General features: G+C 75.0%; 12 protein-coding genes and 1 riboswitch. Of the genes, 6 read left to right on the top strand and 6 right to left on the bottom strand.

Annotated features, from left to right (window positions below; genetic code table 11):
- Positions 1 to 17: 17 nt before the first annotated feature.
- Together CCE01nite_RS04170 and CCE01nite_RS04165 are read right to left on the bottom strand one after the other, a co-directional pair.
- Positions 18 to 368: a VOC family protein gene (locus tag CCE01nite_RS04170; RefSeq protein ID WP_034624715.1), complete on the bottom strand. Its 351-nt coding sequence runs from the start codon at positions 366 to 368 to the stop codon at positions 18 to 20.
- Positions 369 to 444: 76 nt separating this feature from the next.
- Positions 445 to 804: a hypothetical protein gene (locus tag CCE01nite_RS04165; RefSeq protein ID WP_034624716.1), complete on the bottom strand. Its 360-nt coding sequence runs from the start codon at positions 802 to 804 to the stop codon at positions 445 to 447.
- 172 nt (positions 805 to 976) lie between these two features.
- On the opposite strand from CCE01nite_RS04165, the gene CCE01nite_RS04160 reads away from it, so the two are divergent.
- Entirely contained in the window at positions 977 to 2,440 is a 1,464-nt protein-coding gene (locus tag CCE01nite_RS04160) for a peptidoglycan-binding domain-containing protein (protein ID WP_052103385.1), read from the top strand.
- A 149-nt stretch (positions 2,441 to 2,589) separates the two neighbouring features.
- On the top strand, positions 2,590 to 3,432 hold the full coding sequence (locus CCE01nite_RS04155) for a nucleotidyltransferase domain-containing protein (protein ID WP_246056315.1): 843 nt from the start codon (positions 2,590 to 2,592) through the stop codon (positions 3,430 to 3,432).
- 101 nt (positions 3,433 to 3,533) lie between these two features.
- On the opposite strand, the gene CCE01nite_RS04150 is transcribed toward CCE01nite_RS04155, so the two are convergent.
- Positions 3,534 to 4,865, bottom strand: a complete 1,332-nt coding sequence (locus CCE01nite_RS04150; RefSeq protein WP_034624719.1) for a phytase — start codon at positions 4,863 to 4,865, stop codon at positions 3,534 to 3,536.
- A 139-nt stretch (positions 4,866 to 5,004) separates the two neighbouring features.
- Here CCE01nite_RS04150 and CCE01nite_RS04145 point away from each other — a divergent pair, with 139 nt between their 5' ends.
- Positions 5,005 to 6,681 carry a bifunctional 3'-5' exonuclease/DNA polymerase gene (locus CCE01nite_RS04145; protein ID WP_034624720.1) on the top strand — a complete coding sequence of 559 codons (1,677 nt, stop codon included), beginning with the start codon at positions 5,005 to 5,007 and terminating at the stop codon, positions 6,679 to 6,681.
- Positions 6,682 to 6,806: 125 nt separating this feature from the next.
- Positions 6,807 to 9,335 carry a PQQ-dependent sugar dehydrogenase gene (locus tag CCE01nite_RS04140; protein ID WP_034624732.1) on the top strand — a complete coding sequence of 843 codons (2,529 nt, stop codon included), beginning with the start codon at positions 6,807 to 6,809 and terminating at the stop codon, positions 9,333 to 9,335.
- Positions 9,336 to 9,506: 171 nt separating this feature from the next.
- Here the strand turns inward: CCE01nite_RS04140 and CCE01nite_RS04135 are convergent, their stop codons facing one another.
- A complete protein-coding gene (locus CCE01nite_RS04135; protein ID WP_141372005.1) occupies positions 9,507 to 11,558 on the bottom strand; it encodes a PKD domain-containing protein in 2,052 nt (683 codons plus the stop codon).
- 102 nt (positions 11,559 to 11,660) lie between these two features.
- Positions 11,661 to 11,735: riboswitch (cyclic di-GMP riboswitch) on the bottom strand.
- A gap of 573 nt (positions 11,736 to 12,308) precedes the next feature.
- Between CCE01nite_RS04135 and CCE01nite_RS04130 the strand changes: the two genes are divergently transcribed.
- Positions 12,309 to 13,790, top strand: a complete 1,482-nt coding sequence (locus CCE01nite_RS04130; RefSeq protein ID WP_141372004.1) for a glycoside hydrolase family 26 protein — start codon at positions 12,309 to 12,311, stop codon at positions 13,788 to 13,790.
- Between the two features lie 257 nt (positions 13,791 to 14,047).
- Positions 14,048 to 14,431: an HNH endonuclease gene (locus CCE01nite_RS04125; protein WP_052104375.1), complete on the top strand. Its 384-nt coding sequence runs from the start codon at positions 14,048 to 14,050 to the stop codon at positions 14,429 to 14,431.
- Positions 14,432 to 14,441: 10 nt separating this feature from the next.
- Here CCE01nite_RS04125 and CCE01nite_RS04120 read toward each other — a convergent pair whose 3' ends face one another.
- Both CCE01nite_RS04120 and CCE01nite_RS04115 read right to left on the bottom strand, forming a co-directional pair.
- Entirely contained in the window at positions 14,442 to 15,890 is a 1,449-nt protein-coding gene (locus CCE01nite_RS04120) for a phytoene desaturase family protein (protein WP_052104374.1), read from the bottom strand.
- Complete coding sequence (locus CCE01nite_RS04115; RefSeq protein ID WP_246056314.1) at positions 15,887 to 16,768, bottom strand: UbiA family prenyltransferase; 882 nt, start codon at positions 16,766 to 16,768, stop codon at positions 15,887 to 15,889. Before CCE01nite_RS04115 ends, CCE01nite_RS04120 begins: the two co-directional genes overlap by 4 nt.
- Positions 16,769 to 16,969: the final 201 nt, after the last annotated feature.

The following is a 16,969-nucleotide window of genomic DNA, read 5'->3' as shown; positions in this document are numbered from 1 at the left end:
GCGGCACCGCCCCGGCGTCAGGTCGCCGAGCGGACCACGCACCACTCGTTGCCCTCGGGGTCCAGCAGCACCTGGAAGGACCCGGCGACGTCGTGGTGCACGTCGCCCTGGCGCGTGGCGCCGAGCGCCTCGGCCTGGGCGGTCGCCGCCTCGATGTCGTCGACCAGCACGTCGAGGTGCAGGCGGTTCTTGACCGTCTTGCCCTCGGGGACCCGCTGGAACGCGAGGTCCGGCGAGCCGGGGGAGCGCAGGGTGTGCCAGTCCTCGTCGCGCACCCGGTGCTCTCCGCCGAGCACCTCGGCCCAGAACCGTGCGAGCGGCCCGGGGTCCGCACAGTCGATGACGACCTCGTCGACGCGTCCGATCATCCGGCGAGCGTAGCGGCGCGCGTCGGTGCTGCGGTCCGGCGGCGGCGATCCGGCGGCGGCGGTGCGGCGGGTGCGGTCAGCTGTCGGCCGGTGCGTCCCAGTCCGTCAGCGCGACCGCCGCCGCGAGCAGCGCCGCGGAGCCGAGCCAGAGCGCCCGCGCCCGCGGCTCCTTCGCGATGCCGGTCAGCAGCGGCAGCGCGAGGTACAGCGGGTCGGCGGCGAGGTCGATCGCGCGGTGCGTGCGGAACGACAGCAGCCGGCGCACCGCGATCGGGCTGTCGGTGACGGCGTTGACCGCGACGGTGACGGCGCCGAACGCGCCGAAGAAGACCCGGGCACGGGTGCTGAGCCCGAGCAGGTGCGGGGCGGTGAGGAGGGTCGCGCCGAGCGTGTGGTCGAGCGCGACGTGGGCGGTGCGGCGGATCGGCTTCGTCATCCTCCCGAGGCTAGGCACCGGCCGGTCGACGCTCCACCGCAGCGGTGTCGGACGTCCGTCCAGGTTCTGCCGCGGCCGAAGGCGATTGCCGTGGTGGTGGTGACCGATAGGGAGGCGGAGGCCGTCCCGCTCGGGGCGGTCCGTATCGGAAGGCGCTCGTATGTCTGCACGCTTGTCTGCTCCCCGAGCCCGGCGACTCGTCGCTGCGGGCGTCGTCGCGACCGTCCTGACCGCAGGGAGCGTCGGCGCGGCCGTCGCTGCGCCCGTCGACGGTCCGGTCGAGTCAGGCGTCGAGGCGCCCGCGGCTCCCGACGCGCCGGCCGAGGAGACGCCCGTCACGGACAGCCCCGTCGCGGAGGTGCCGAGCGAGGAGGCCCCCACGGACCAGGCTCCCGCGGACGAGGCACCCGTCGTGGACGCCCCGGTGGACGAGCCCGTCGTGGACGCCCCGGTGGACGAGCCCGTCGTGGACGCCCCCACGGAGGAGCCCGTCGTCGAGGCGCCCGTGGACGAGGTCCCCGTCGAGGAGGCGCCCGCGGACGTCGAGGTCGTCGCACCGACCGCCGTCGACGCGACCGTCGAGCTGACCGCCGGCGAGACCGTCGAGGTCGACCTCGACGACCACGTGCTCCCGGGCACCGGCGCGATCGAGTCCATCGACGCGTGGGGCTGGCCCCTCGAGCTCGAGGCCGACTACGACGAGACCACGCACGTCCTGACGATGTCGCCCTGGCAGGGCGGCACGCACACCGTCGAGTTCCAGGCCTCCGCGCTGACGCCCGGCGCGAACGGCCAGGACGAGCGTTCCGGCATCGGCACGCTCACGGTCGTCGTCGCCGACGCCGTGGACCCCGTCATCTCGTGGCTCGAGACGCCGGCCGCGTCGACCACCTCGACGACCGCGCGGTTCTCCGTCGCGGTCGACCCGGGCGAGTTCGTGCTCGGGTACGTCGTCGACCTGCACCCCGAGGCCCAGTCGGCGTCGCCTGTCATGGTCGAGGGCAGCACGTTCGAGGTCACCGGCCTGTCGGTGGGTCGCCACACGATCCGCGTCGTCGTCGAGCGCGGTGCCGGCTGGAGTGCCCTGGACTACGCCTGGGACGTCGTCGCGACCGGCGCCCCGGCCGCCCCTGCCGCCCCGCCGGCCGCCGCCCCCGCCGCACCGGTCCTGTCCCCGGACGCCATCCCGGCCTCCGTCGTCCGCGCCGGCCTGCGTCGCGGTGCGGTCGGCGAGTCGGTCGCGATCATCCAGCGCGTCGTCGGCGTCGAGGCGGACGGCCGCTTCGGTGCCGCGACCCGCGCCGCGGTGATCGCGTTCCAGCGTGCCCACGGCCTCGTGCCCGACGGCATCGTCGGCCCGCTCACGTGGGCCGCGATCGTCGACGTCGCCAACGGCGGGACGGGTTCCGCCCCGGCGGCTGCGACGTCGATCCCGGCGGCGCAGATCGCCCGTGGCATCTCGCGCGGTGCGGTCGGCTCCTCCGTCTCCGTGATCCAGCGGATCGTCGGCGCGAACCCGGACGGGCGCTTCGGTCCCCGCACGCAGGCCGCGGTCCGCGCGTGGCAGAAGGCGCACGGCCTGGTCGCCGACGGCATCGTCGGGCGCCTGACCTGGGCGGCGATGGTCGCCCGCTGACCTCGTCAGCACCCCCCGCAGCACCCGCTGCCCGTCGTACCCGCAGCCGCTCCCGCCGTCACCGGCGGGGGCGGCTGCGTGCGTCGCGGCGCCCGGCACCCCGCAAAAATGCTGCGGCCGCGAACCGCCGGCGCCGCTACCGTCGCCGCGTGCGCCAGCTCCCCGACACCTTCGCCCCCGACGCCGTCGTGCGCGTCGACGCGCTGCTCGACGCCATGGTCGCGCGGCACGGTGTGGCGATCCCGCTCGCGGTCGAGAGCGGGAGCCGCGCGTGGGGCTTCCCGTCGCCCGACAGCGACTACGACTGCCGGTTCGTCTACGTCCGCAGCGACGAGGACTACCTGAGCCCGTGGGACGTCCGCGACGTGCTGGAGTCCGCGCCCGACGGCGTGCTCGACGTCAACGGGTGGGACCTGCGCAAGGCCGTCCAGCTGCTCGTGCGCGGGAACGCGACCGTGCCCGAGTGGGCGGGGTCCCCGCTCGTCTACCGCGGCGACGAGGCGTTCCGGACGGACCTGCTGGCGCTGTGCGACCGGGTCGCGGACCGGGCGCGCGTCGCGACGCACTACGCGCACCTCGGGCAGACGCAGTGGGCGCGGTTCCTGACCGACGACGGGCGCATCCCGCTCAAGAAGCTGTTCTACGCGCTGCGGCCCGCGCTCGCGGTGCTGTGGCTGCGCGAGCACCCGGCGTCCGCCGTACCGCCGATGCGCCTGCAGGACCTCGTCGCGCAGGTGCGGCTCGCGTCACCCGTCGTGCGCGCGGTCGAGGACCTCGTGGCGCTCAAGGCGACGACGCGCGAGCTGGGCGTCGGGGCGGTCCCGGGGCCGATCCGCACGCTCGTCGAGCGCGAGCTGCGGCACGAGGACTGGATGTCGGTGCGGCGCGAGCCCGCTGCGGTCGCGGCCGCGCGGGAGGACGCCGCGGCGTTCTTCCGGGACGCCGTGCGGACGTACGGGTCGCGGCGGCCGCTCGCGACGGCGGGTCGGTGACCGCGGCGGCGGCCGCACCGGGGCCGGTGCTGGTCGGGCGAGCATGACGACGGGCGCACCTCGCCGGAGGTGCGCCCGTCGTCGGCCGGTCGTCGGCCGGGTCAGCGGCCCGGGAGCCCGAGCGCGCGCCAGTCGACGTACTTGAAGTTCGCGTTCGGCCGCGCCTCGCCGTCGGCGTCGAGCTCGGCGGGACCGTTCTCGCCGTCGTGCACCACGAGCAGGCCCTGCGGGTAGCCGGGCAGGGACGCGTTCACCGCAGCGGCGCCGTCCGAGTGCTCGGCGCCGTCGACCGTCGGGCCGTCCCCGACGACGAAGCTGCCGACCGGCTCGGTCGTGCGGCGGTCGTAGGCGTAGAACCGGTTGTCGCCCTGGCTCGACACGAGCAGGTACCCGTCGCGCCGGCCCGTCGGGTAGATCGTCAGCCCTTCGACGTCGGCGCGGATGCGGCCCCCGAAGCCGGGGTCCTCGTCGCCGACGACGCACTCCTCCGTCGCGGGGTCGAAGGTCGCCGGCACCCCGTACTCAGCGACGGTCTCGACCAGCCGCTGGTCGCGCGGGCCGGTGCGGAACTCCTCGCGGTCCACGTCGAGCCGCAGCGCCCAGAGCCCGACGTCCTCCTGCGCGGCGTACAGGACGCGGGCGGCCGTGTCGACCACCATGCCCTCGACCTGCGGGCCCTCGCCGGGCTCGACGCACGGGCTCCACGACGTCTCGTCGGGCAGCGTGAACGTCGACGGCAGCGTGAGCGTGTCCTCGACCGCGTAGCTCAGCCGCCCCCGCGCGGAGTGGAGCTGGACCAGGCCGAGGTCGCTCGTGCTGCGCCGGCTCACGACGGCGTAGTGGCGGCCGTCGTCGGAGTACGTCGCGAGGCCGTAACCGGTCGCCTGCTCGTCGACCGCGGCCTCGTCGGCGGAGAACAGCAGCGGCACGTCGGCCGCGGTGACGTCGCGCAGGGGCGCCCGGCCGGCGGCGACGGCCGTGGGGTCGATCGCGTAGAACCGCAGGCGGTCGCGGCCCCGGTCGGTGACGACCGCGACGTCGACCTTCCGGCCGTCGAGCTTCATGCCGAGCACGACGTCGACGTTGTTGAACCGCCCGGGCGCGGCGTCCGGCCCGGGCGCGGGCGGGGCGGCGACCGACTGGAGCTCGCGGCCCGCGAGGTCGTAGACGCGCAGGCCCCCGGTCTTGGCGGTGCCGATCACGAGGCTCGCCGCCGCGTCGCGCGGGTCGACCCAGATCGCCGGGTCGTCGGCGTCTGCCTCGCCGCCGGCCTCGTCGTCGAACAGCGCGGGGGTCTCGGTCGTCGCGGTGACGACGCGCGGGACGTCGGTCGACGGCGTCGTCGGGCCGGGTGCGCCCCGCTCGGCGGACGCCGCGGTCGCGGAGGTGAGGACGAGGGCGGCGGCGGTGAGGGCCACGAGGTGGGGGCGCATGGTCGGCGAGCGTGGCCGACGCGGGTGGAGACCGCGTGACGCCGGGCGGTCCGGGGTGCGAACAGCCGTCGGCGGGTCGGGTGACCGGGCGGGAGGAGCGGCCGCACCGCGGTGTGGGCGCCGGCCGCGATGATGGACCGTGCCCTTCGTCCTGCTGACCGACGACCCGGTGCGCCGGGGAGCGCTCGTGCTGCACGAGGTCACGGACGACGGCGAACCTGGCGCAACGGTCCCGGTCGCCGCAGCCGACGTCCCCGCCGCCGTCGCGGAGCGCGAGCGTGCCGCGCAGCCGCCGCGCTGGGTGTGGGACGACACGTCACGCCGCTACCCGCCGCTGCTCGACGCGGGGGTCCGGGTCGAGCGCTGCCACGACCTGCGGCTCTGCCACGCGATCCTGCGCGGCAGCGTGCTGAGCGCCGGCTCGGCCCTCGCGCTCGCGCCGCCCGGACCGTGGGACGGCCTCCCGCAGGCGAGCCCGCGGGCCCCGCGGGCCGTCGAGGTGAGCCTGTTCGACGACCCCCGGGCGCACGACGACGAGCCGCTCGACGTGCTCGACGAGCTGCGCCGCCAGCTCGCGGCCGTCGCGGGCGCCGACGAGCCCGGCCGGCTGCGGCTGCTCCTCGCCGCCGAGTCGACGGGGGCGCTCATCGCCGCCGAGATGCGCCACGACGGCATGCCGTGGGACGTCCGCGAGCACGACGCGCTGCTCACCCGGCTGCTCGGGGAGCGACCGTCCGGCGGCGGACGGCCGGCCCGGGTCGAGGCGCTCGCCGCCGAGGTGCGCGGGTTGCTCGGGCAGCCGTCGCTCAACCTCGACTCGCAGCCGGACCTGCTGCGCGGGCTGCGCTCCGCGGGGCTCGACGTGACGTCGACCCGCACGTACGAGATCCGCGCCCTCGACCACCCGGTCACGGCGCCGCTGCTCGAGTACAAGAAGCTCGCGCGGCTCCTCAGCGCGAACGGCTGGGCGTGGATGGACGCCTGGGTGCACGACGGCCGGTTCCGCCCCGACTACGTGCCCGGCGGCGTCGTGACCGGGCGCTGGGCGACGAGCGGCGGGGGCGCGCTGCAGCTCCCCGCGGTGATCCGGGGAGCGGTGCGCGCCGACCCCGGTTGGCGGCTCGTGGTCGCCGACGCGGCCCAGCTCGAGCCCCGCGTGCTCGCGGCGATGTCGGGCGACGCGGCGATGGCGGCGGCCGGGCGCCAGTCGGACCTCTACCGCGGCATCGTCGACGCGGGCATCGTGGAGACCCGGGAGCAGGCGAAGTACGCGATGCTCGGCGCGATCTACGGCGCGACGACCGGGGCCAGCGCGGTCGTGATGCCGCAGCTCACGCGCGCGTACCCGCGGGCCGTCGGGCTCGTCGAGGCGGCGGCGCGGGCGGGCGAGCGCGGCGAGGTCGTCTCGACGTGGCTCGGGCGCTCGTCGCCGCGACCGGACGCCGCGCGCCAGGCGGAGCTCCAGGCCGCCGCGGCCGAGGGCGCCGACGCCGAGGACGTGCGGGTGGCGCGCCGTCGCGGGCGCGACTGGGGGAGGTTCACGCGCAACTTCGTGGTCCAGGGCACGGCCGCCGAGTGGGCGCTGTGCTGGATGGCCGCGCTGCGCCGGCGGCTGCGCGCGGTCGAGGGGCGCCCGCACCTCGTGTTCTTCCTGCACGACGAGGTGATGGTGCACAGCCCGGCCGACGTGGCCGACGAGGTCGCCGCCGCGGTGCGGGACTCCGCGGCCGAGGCGGGCCGGCTGCTGTTCGGGGACACCCCGGTCGACTTCGCGCTGCAGGTCGCGGTCGTCGAGAGCTACGCCGAGGCGAAGTAGGGGGAGCCGCCCGCGCCGCTGAAACGGTCCGCTGCCGATCCCGTCCCGTCCAGGCGTTGCTGCGGGTGCCCCGTGCGTGCATGCTCGGAGCCTCGGAGGGCGTCGACGAAGACGAGGGGGCCTCGATGAACCGCATGCGGCGCGTCGTGCCGGTCGTGGTGGGAGCACTGGTTGCGGCGGGGCTGACGGCCCTGGCGGGGCCACCGGCGAGCGCGGCCACGGTGCCCGCAGGGTTCACGGACGCGCTCGTCGCGGACGTCGACAACCCGACGGCGATCGCCTTCACCGCGGACGGGCGGATGCTCGTGACGCAGCAGGCCGGGCGGCTGCGGGTGCGCACCGCGGCGGGCCAGCTGCTCACGACCCCGGCGCTCGACCTGGCGGGCCGCATCTGCACGAACAGCGAGCGCGGGCTGCTCGGCGTCGCGGTCGACCCGGACCCGGCGACGCGCGCGATCTACCTGTACTACACGGCCCGCACGAGCTCGACGTGCCCGTCGAGCCAGGGTGCGAACCCGGCCGGGGCGCCGGTGAACCGGGTCTCGCGCTTCGTGCTCCGGGACGACAACACGGTGGACCCCGCGAGCGAGCGGATCCTGCTCGACGGCATCTACTCGCCGGCGGGCAACCACAACGCCGGCGACGTGCACGTCGGCAAGGACGGCTTCCTGTACGTCTCGGTCGGCGACGGCGGGTGCGACTACAAGGGCGACAGCGGCTGCGGCGGCAACAACGACGCGTCGCGGGACCGCAACGTGCTGCTCGGCAAGATCGTGCGCGTCGACCGCACGACCGGCGCCCCCGCGCCCGGCAACCCGTTCCTGGGGGCGGGGACCGCGAGCTGCCGCCTCGGCCCGGCGCCCGCGGGGAGCATCTGCCAGGAGACGTTCGCGTGGGGCCTGCGCAACCCGTTCCGCTTCGCGTTCGACCCCGACGCGGCGGGGACCGTCTTCCACGTCAACGACGTCGGCCAGAACGCGTGGGAGGAGATCGACCTCGGGACCGCGGGGGCCGACTACGGGTGGCCGGTGCGCGAGGGGCACTGCGCGCAGACGGGCTCGACGACGAACTGCGGCGGGCCGCTCCCCGCGGGGATGACGAACCCGATCCACGACTACGGGCGTCCGACGGGCTGCGGCTCGATCACCGGCGGGGCGTTCGTGCCGAACGGTGCGTGGCCGGCCGCGTACGACTCGGCGTACCTGTTCGCCGACTACGTGTGCGGCAAGATCATGATGCTCGTCGGCGGGACACGCACGGACCTCGCGACGGGGCTCGGCGGCGCGGTGCACCTCGAGTTCGGGCCGCACGCCGGCAGCCAGGCGCTGTACTACACGACGTATGCGAACGGCGGCGAGATCCGCCGGATCGCGTACACCGGCACCGCGAACCGGGTGCCGACGGCGGTCGTCTCGGCGTCCCCGGCGACCGGCGCGGCGCCCCTCGTGACGACGCTCGACGGCTCGCGCAGCAGCGACCCCGACGGCGGCGCGCTCACATACCTGTGGGCGTTCGGCGACGGCACGCCCGACGCGACGACGACGAGCCCGACGGTCCAGCACACGTACGCGGCGGGCACGTGGACGGCGACGCTGCGGGTCCGGGACGCCGCGGGGGCGACGTCCACGCCCGTGACGGTGCGGATCAGCTCCGGCAACACCGCACCCACGGTGACGATGACCTCCCCAGCGGCGGGCGCGACGTTCGCGGTCGGCAGCACCGTGCGGCTCAGCGGCTCGGCGACCGACGCCCAGGACGGCTCGCTGCCCGGGACGCGCCTGAGCTGGTCGGTGGTGCGGGTGCACGACCAGCACACGCACCCGTTCCTCGCGCCCGCGCCGGGCAACGAGCTCACGTTCGTCGCCCCCGGGCCGGAGGACCTCGCGGCGGCCGCCACGAGCTACCTGCGGGTCAGCCTGACCGCGACGGACTCGCAGGGCGTGACGACGACCGTCACGCGCGACCTGCAGCCGCGGAAGGTCGCCGTGACGCTCGCGACGTCGCCGGCCGGGCGGACGCTCACTGTCAACGGCCAGACCGTGACGGGCCCGACGACCCTGACGTCGTGGGCGGGCTTCGACCTGCGGCTCGGGGTGCCCGCGCAGACCGACGCGCAGGGCGTGCCGTACGTGCTCGACCGCTGGTCGGACGGCTCGACCGCGGCCGACCGCGTGTGGACCACGCCCGCGACGGCGGCGACCCTGACGGCGACGCTCCGGGCCACGACGGAGCAGACCGGGCTGCTCGGGACGTACTTCGACAACGCCGACCTCACGGGCGCCACGGTCACGCGCGTCGACCCGGGCGTCGACTTCCGCTGGCTCGCCGCCGCGCCGGTCGCCGGCATCGGCGCGGACACGTTCTCGGTGCGGTGGACCGGGTCGGTCGTGCCGCGCTACACGCAGACGTACACGTTCGCGACGACGAGCGACGACGGCGTGCGGCTGTGGGTCGACGGCCGGCTGATCATCGACCAATGGAACCGGCACGCCCCGCGCATCGACACCGGCACGATCGCGCTGACCGCGGGGAGGGCCGTGCCGATCCGGCTCGAGTTCTTCGACGACCGGCTCGACGCGACGATCCAGCTGCGCTGGTCGAGCCCGTCGCAGCCGTCGGAGATCGTGCCCGCGAGCCGGCTGCGCACGCGCTGAGGACTCGGCGCCGGGCCGCCCCGGGAAGGGGGCTGCCCGGCGTCGGCCGTGACGCGCGGCCGGGGTGCGGGGCCGACCGGCGAGACGAGCCCTGCCGGAGGGGCCGGCGCGACCGGCCCTACCGGTGAGGCCGGCATGACCGGCCGGCCGCCGTGGCGCGACCCCGCCCGCTCAGCGCGGCGTCGTGAACGAGCGCACCGGTCCGTACAGCGTGCCCAGCGCGTTCTTCGCGACGACCCGGTAGTAGTAGGTCGTGCGGGGGACGAGGCCGGTGACGAGGTTGCTCGCGACCGTCTTCTCGTAGGTCAGCCCCGGCACCGTCGTGACCGGCGAGGACGTGCCGAGCGCCGTCGTCGGGCCCCACTCGATCCACGCCGTGGTGGTGAGCCGGTGCGGGTGCACCTGCGCCTTGAACGTCGTCGACGTGGACGTCGAGCCGGCCGTGAACTGGTTCGAGGACGTCGGGGGACCCGCGGTCTCGAACGAGCGGGTCAGCACCGTCGTGCCCGCGGGCGAGGTGATCGTCGCACGCCAGTGGTACGCCGACCCGACGGGGATCCCGACGACCGGCTGGCTCACGGTCTTGACGTACGCGACGGCCGGCACGGCGACGGTCGAGCTGCCGCCGAGGTACTCGGTCGTGCGACCCCAGTCGAAGCGCACGGTGCCCGCGTACCCGTGCAGGTCGACCCACGCGTAGAGCGTCGCGGACGTGTCCGTGACGTCCTTCTGGTCGAGCGTCCCGGTCGGGAGCTTCGCGGCCGTGATCGCGACCGAGTCCGTGCTCGTGACGCCCGCGGTGTCGGTCACGGTGAGCCGCGCGGTGTGGTCGCCCGGCGTGAACACGTGCGCGAGCGCCGCCGGCGGTGCGCCGGTGCCGCCGTCGGTGGTCCCGTCGCCGTAGGTCAGCGACCAGCTCGCGACGTTCTCGCCGGCGCCGCCGCCCGTGCCCGACGAGCGCGACGCGTCGAACGTCACCGCGAGCGGGGCCGTCCCGTGCGTCGTCGACGCCTGCAGGAACGCCGACGGGCGGGTGTGCGCCGTGGGCGCGTCGGCGATGTCCGCGAACGCCTCGAGCGAGCTCGGCGTCGAGTCGACGAACCACGAGCAGCTGCCGTGGTGGTGGAAGTACAGGACCGCCGTGACCTCGGGCCACGACGCGAGCGTCGCCATCGACTCGCGCAGCCACGCGGCCTTGCGGCCCGGCACCGCGGGGTCCTCGACCGAGCCCCACTCGGCGATGATCAGCTCCTTGCCGTGCGCCTGCCCGAAGGCCCGGAACGCCGACGCCGTGCGGGACATCGACGACCACGCCGTCTGGCCGTTCGCGGCGCACCCGAACCAGTTGTAGGCGTCGAGCGCGATCTGGTCGACGACGTCGTCGCCGGGGTACAGCGCGTCGGCCGTGACCGTCGCGTACGGCGCGAACGGGGTCGGCGTGACGATCCACGTCCACACGGCGTTGGTCACGCCCTGTGCACGGAACACCTCGACGTAGTGCCGGAACGCGGCGCGGTAGGCCGTGGCGTCACCGAAGCCGGGGGAGTAGTCGGGCTCGTGCTGGAACGAGACGTACATCGGCACCCGCAGGGCCTTGACGGCCGCGGCGTGCTGGACGATCTGCGCGTCGTGCGCACCGCTCGCGACGGCGGACCAGGAGATCTTGGTGCCGTCGATCTTCTTCGAGGACACCGAGAGCAGCGGTGTGCGGCCGCGCTGCACGGTCGTGGTGAGCGGCGTCGACGGAAGCTCGTCCCACAGGCTGTACCAGCGGTGCACGTCGAGCTTGCGCCCGACCGAGGCCTCGAACGCGGAGACGGCGGCGTCGACGCTCGTGTGGGTGCCCCGCGCCACCGACGCGCCGAACAGCAGGCCGTCGTCGGGGGTCAGGGCGGCCTCGGCCCAGTCGTTCGCGGCGCCCGGAGCGGGCGGGGGCGTCGCGTCGGGGGTGGGCTCGGCGGTCGGCGCGATCGTCGGGTCGACCGTGGGGCTCGGGGTGGGGCTGACGGTGGGCGTCGGGGTCGGCGTCGGCGTGGGTGCGACGGTGGGCGACGCCGTGGGCGCCGGCGTCGGCTCGACGACGAGGCGCGTGGCGGCGGTCGACGGCGGCACGACCACGGCCGTCAGCAGGCCGGCGAGCGCAGCGGCGGCCAGGAGGGCGCGGGCGGGGCCGCGGGCGCCGACGGGGCGCCGGCGGTGCGGACCGGCCGGGTGGGCGTCCACCGGCGACGGCGCAGCCGTGGGCCGGGGAGCGGGAGCGGAGCTGGTGGGCGCAGGCACGTGGGTCTGCGCAGGGAGGCGGCGTTGCACGGGGATCCCCTGTCGTTCGGCAGCCTGGCGGACCTCGGGGGCCCCATGGCTTTGCGTCCCTGCCTCGCAGCAGGTTTGCCTTTTCGTGGACTCACCGAGCGTAAGTCACCTGTCCGTGTTAAGCCAGACCCAGAATTCGGACGTACCGGACCGGCGTGCTCCCGGGCAATGACTCGCGTGCACCCGGGCAATTCGGATATACGACCGTGTTCCGTGCAGGGTGGTTGCTCTTTCGAGTGATTCCTGTGCACCATGAGGACCTACCGCACAGGGCTTCCGGGGGGAACCGAGTTCGGCGCGCCGGTACGGCGCCGAGGTTGGGCCGTCTGGCGCGGTCGCCGCCGATGGATACGGCAGGGCGACCCGGCAGGGGATCTTCCCCCCAGGGCCCGGTGACCCGCGGCGACGCTGTCTCTCACCCATCGTCGCAGGTCAGCACGGCTTGTCGCCGTGCTGGAGCAGGACACACGCACCGCGACACGGACGTCGCGCTCCGGCACGACCGGGGCTCCTCCGGGGCCCTCCGTCATGTCGAACGCGACGGCCGCACACCCGTGCGTCTGCGCTCACGCCCGACGAGCACCCGTGCTCACGACCCGCACGCAGTCCGGGACCGCATTCCCCGGCGCGCCGTGAAGACCATCGCCGTGGAGGCACCCGCAGATGTTTTCCGACTATCCGTTCAAGTTCACGCGCCGGCACCGCGTGCTCGCTTCTGTGATCACCGTCTCACTTCTTGCGGTCGGCGCCATCGCGCTCCTGTCGCCGCAGGGTCAGTACGTGTGGAACGGGCCGAGCGCGACCGAGGTCGCCCTCCAGACCGAGCAGGCGCGCTCGCGTGACCTCAGCGCTCAGCTCGAGGAGATGGAGGCGAAGCTCACCGCGCCGCGGCCCCAGGTCGGCGACAAGGTCCAGCTCGCCCGCGCGGAGGACCTGAAGACGCAGATCACCGAGCTCGAGGCGAAGCTCGTGCAGACGCAGCAGGAGCTCGGCCGCGCCGAGGCCGAGGCCGCGAAGCAGAAGGACGCCGCGAACCTGGTCAACGGGACGCTCAAGGCCACGCGCGAGCGCCAGAACGCCGCCACCAAGGTCACGACCGCGCAGATCGCCGACCTCAAGAAGCAGCTGGGCGAGCTCACCTACAAGGTGCAGAACCCCAAGGGCCACGAGGCGCCGCCGGTCACCGCGTCGATGACGAAGGCGGACATCGTCGCCGCGAGCCAGCTCTTCGGCCTCTACACGACGCAGAGCCCGTTCGACTACGGCGAGTTCAACGGCGTGCAGGCCGGCGTCGCCCGCAACGCCGACGTCAGCGGCTACTTCCAGTCGTGGGACACCGACTTCCGTCCGGACGCCGTCCAGGAGGCGTGGAGCCGCGGCCAGATCCCGCTGCTCACGTGGGAGAGCCAGAGCCAGGTCGGCGCGATCTCCGCGGAGGCGCCCGAGTACTCGCTCGGCTCGATCATCACCGGCAAGCACGACGAGTACCTGCGCAAGTACGCCCGTGACATCGCCGCGACCGGCCTGCCGCTCGTCCTGCGCTTCAACCACGAGATGAACGGCACCTGGTACCCGTGGTCCGAGGTGCGCGGGTGGGACGGCAAGTCGATCAACGGGAACAAGAAGGGCGAGTACGTGCAGATGTGGCGGCACGTGCACGACATCTTCACGCAGGAGGGCGCCAACGAGTACGTCGCGTGGCTCTGGGCCCCGAACCGCGTCAACAAGATCCCGAGCCAGCCGGACCCGGCGAACTTCTACCCCGGTGACGAGTACGTCGACTGGATCGGCATGTCGGGCTACTACCGCCCGGGCGACCCGGAGCCGACGTTCGACAACACCTACGGCCAGACGCTCCCGCTGCTGCGCGAGGCGACCTCGACCAAGCCGATCTTCCTCGCGGAGATCGGGGCGACCGAGGAGGGTGGCAACAAGGTTCAGTGGATCAACAGCCTCTTCGAGGGTCTCGCGAGGCCCGAGAACGCCGACATCAACGGCTTCGGCTGGTTCAGCCTCGCCGTGACGTCCGGTGGCGAGGGCGAGGGGCGCACGACGAACGACTGGCGGCTGGACTCCTCGGCCCCGTCGCTGCGTGCCGCCGCCGCAGGCCTCGCGGCCACCGGGTTCGGCAAGCCGCGCGAGTGACGCCGTGCGCTCCCGCCGGTCCGGCCGGCAGGAGCGCACGAGCACGACCCAGGGCCGCCCGGTCCGGCACGCGAGCTGCGTGCCGGACCGGGCGGTCCGTCGTCGTCCCGGGGTGGTCCGACGCCGGCCCGACGGGTGGCGGGGACGGTCCGCTGACCCGGCGCCCCTCGGGCCGCCTGCTCAACGCGGTACCGGCTCCTGGTCCGTCGGCGGACCGGCCCGCTGCGCCCGCCCCCGGCGCGACGTAGCGTCGGCCCATGAGCGTCGGCGGCGGCCACCAGCCCGGCGCCGCCGAGCGCCTGCAGCTCGCGCTCGACCGCGACGGCGGGCGCTGCGTGTGGTGCGGGCGGCCGTTCGCAAGGCTCGTCACGCCGACCCGCGAGCACCTCGTGCCGCGCGCCAAGGGCGGGCCGTCGTGGCTCGAGAACGAGGTCGCGGCGTGCCGGCGGTGCAACGCCGAGCGGGGGCACCGGTCGGCGGTCGAGTGGCTCGAGGAGTGCGAGCGGCGCGGCTGGGCCCCGGACGTGGCGACGGTCGAGCGCTCGCTGACCGCGCTGCTCGACGCGATCGAGCGCCGCGGGGGGAACCGCCGGGCGCGGCTGTACGCGGACGCGCAGCGCCGCCGGCTCCGCCGACGGTGAGCCGAGCCGCTCACGCCGGCGCTGCCCTCAGCAGCCGGCGCACCGCGATCATCGCGCCGGCGAGCACGGCCGGGATGCCACCGCCCGGGTGGACGGACGCGCCGACGCGCCACAGCCAGGGCCGCCAGGGGTCGGAGTAGGACGGCCGGTGCAGCGGCCCGCTCAGCCACGGCGGGCGCGCGGTGCCGTACAGCGCGCCGTGCGGCTCGCCGAAGGAGCCGTAGTGCCGCGGGTCGAGCACGACGTGCTCGTCGAGCTGGTCGGTGAGCGGGGAGCCGAGCCCGAGGACGGCCGAGATCCGCCCGACCTCGCGGCGCACGAACGGGTGGTCCAGGGTGTAGCTCCCGCCGTCCGCGGGAGCGGTGAGCAGGAGCCCGACGGTGGAGCGCCCGTTCGGGTGCACCGCGCCCGGGCGGCCCAGGTTGACGAACGCCATCGTGTCGGCCGGCTCGTCGCCGGCCTCGAGGCTGCGGTACAGGGCGTCGGGCCTCGTGGGCAGCACGACGCTGTGCGCCGCGACCCGGTCGGGCAGGTCCTCGCGCAGCACGCCGTACACGGCGACGGCCGAGCACGACAGCGTCCGAGGACGCACTCGCGCACGCGACGGGGCGAGCAGGGGCGTGAGGCGGCCGCCGTCCAGCGCGCTCACGACGACGTCGGCCGGGTGCACCGCGACGGCTGTGGTGACCCTCCCGCGCTCGATGCGGGTCACGGGCTCCCCGCGTCGCACCTCCACGCCGGCCGCCTCGGCCAGCCGGGCGAGCGCCAGCACGATCTCGTGGACCCCGCCCCGCGGCGCCCAGACGCCGGACTCGGCCATGATCGCCGGCATGCTCGCGTACAGGGCGGGGGTGCGCGACGGCGCGACGCCCGCGTTGAGGGTGTGGATGGCCAGGATGTCGCGCAGCCCGTCGGGCAGCCAGGCGAGGCCGTCGAGGTAGGCGCGTGTCGTCAACCGCGACCCGTACACGGCGAGCAGCCGGCGCAGCGCCGGGAGCGTCGCGAGCTCGAGCGGGTCCGCGAGCAGCAGTGCGGACACGTCGTCCGCGAGCGGCGCGTGCAGGTCGCAGAAGCGGCGCCATGCCGGGTACCAGGGGTGGTCCGGCGCGACGGGGAGGGCCGTCTCCTCGCCCCGGTGGTAGTAGCGGCCGACCTCGGGCATCCGCACCAGGTCGAGGCCGCCGACGCCGGGGTCCGAGCGCGGGCCGTCGAGCCGGCGCAGCAGCTCCTCCCAGACCGCGGGGAACGTCACCAGAGACGGCCCGGTGTCGATCCGCTCGCCGCCCAGCACCAGCCGGCGGCTCTTGCCACCCAGCTCGCTCGACGCCTCGAGCAGCGTGACCCGGTGCCCGGCCCCGGCGAGCAGCGCGGCGGCCGCCAGCCCGCCGAGCCCACCGCCGACGACCACGACGCGCTGAACGACCGTGCGGGCGTCGCGGCCGCCGCGGCGGGCCGTCACGGGAAGCGTCCGAGGTAGATGCCGACGGTGAGCAGCACGCCGGTGAACGACCCCGCGACGTACGGGAACGCGACCGACAGCCGGTAGAGGCGGTGCCCCGTCGCGGGCGTCGGGTCACGCAGCAGCCGCGCGACGAGGATGCCGGCGATCACGAGGTTCACCGCCGCCACGGGCAGGCTGACCAGCGCGAACAGCACGGACGACAGCACCCACCAGGCGCCGCTCCACGCGGCCACGCCCGCCGGCCCGAGCCGCACCGCCGTCGTCGCGATGCCGGCCGCGCGGTCCTCGACGATGTCCTGCACCGCGTCGAAGGGGTGCTTCGCGACACTCCACGCCATGAGCCCGGCGGCCACGGGCCACACCGGCGCGACACCGAGCGCGAGCGGCACGATGACGAGCGGCAGCGCATAGGCGGCGTTGCTCAGCGCGTCGAGGAAGGGCCGGGCCTTGAACCGCAGCGGCGGCGCGGAGTAGAAGACGAACACCCCCGCGTACAGCAGCATCGCCGCGATCGCGGCCGGTGGCAGCGCCAGCGCGAACCAGACGAGGAACGGGAGGTTGGTGACCGCGACCGCCCAGGCGATGAGCCGCGCCTCCGAGGGCACGATCCTCGCGCCCTCGATCGAGCCCTTGCGCGGGTTCGCCGCGTCCGTCTCCTGGTCGTAGATGTCGTTGACGCCGTAGATCAGCAGGTTGAACGGCAGCGTGAGCCACAGGATCACGGGGAGCGCACGCACGTCCAGGAGGGTGCCGGTGAGCCACATCCCCACGACCCCGGTGCCGATGGTGTTGATCCACAGGACGGGACGGGAGATGTGTACGAGCCGCCCCAGGACCGCGGAGATCCCGACGCGCGAGGTCAGCGTCGGCGGCACGGCCGGATCAGCGACGGGAGTGCCCGCCGTACGACGAGCGCGGGCTCGTGCCGGGCTCGCACATGCGGACCGCTCCTCCAGATCGATGACACCCCAGCCGCGTCCGGCGGATCGTCGGACGGGGGGCCTGAACGTAACCGGGCCCGCCGTGCCCCGCCAGCCGACTGGACAGGCCGACCTCGGCCGCGTGGTCGACGGTGG

The organism is Cellulomonas cellasea, from assembly GCF_006538745.1.
In the GTDB taxonomy this organism is placed as follows: domain Bacteria; phylum Actinomycetota; class Actinomycetes; order Actinomycetales; family Cellulomonadaceae; genus Cellulomonas_A; species Cellulomonas_A cellasea.
Note: the sequence above shows the minus strand (reverse complement) of the source record. Positions and strands in the feature narration are given on the sequence as shown.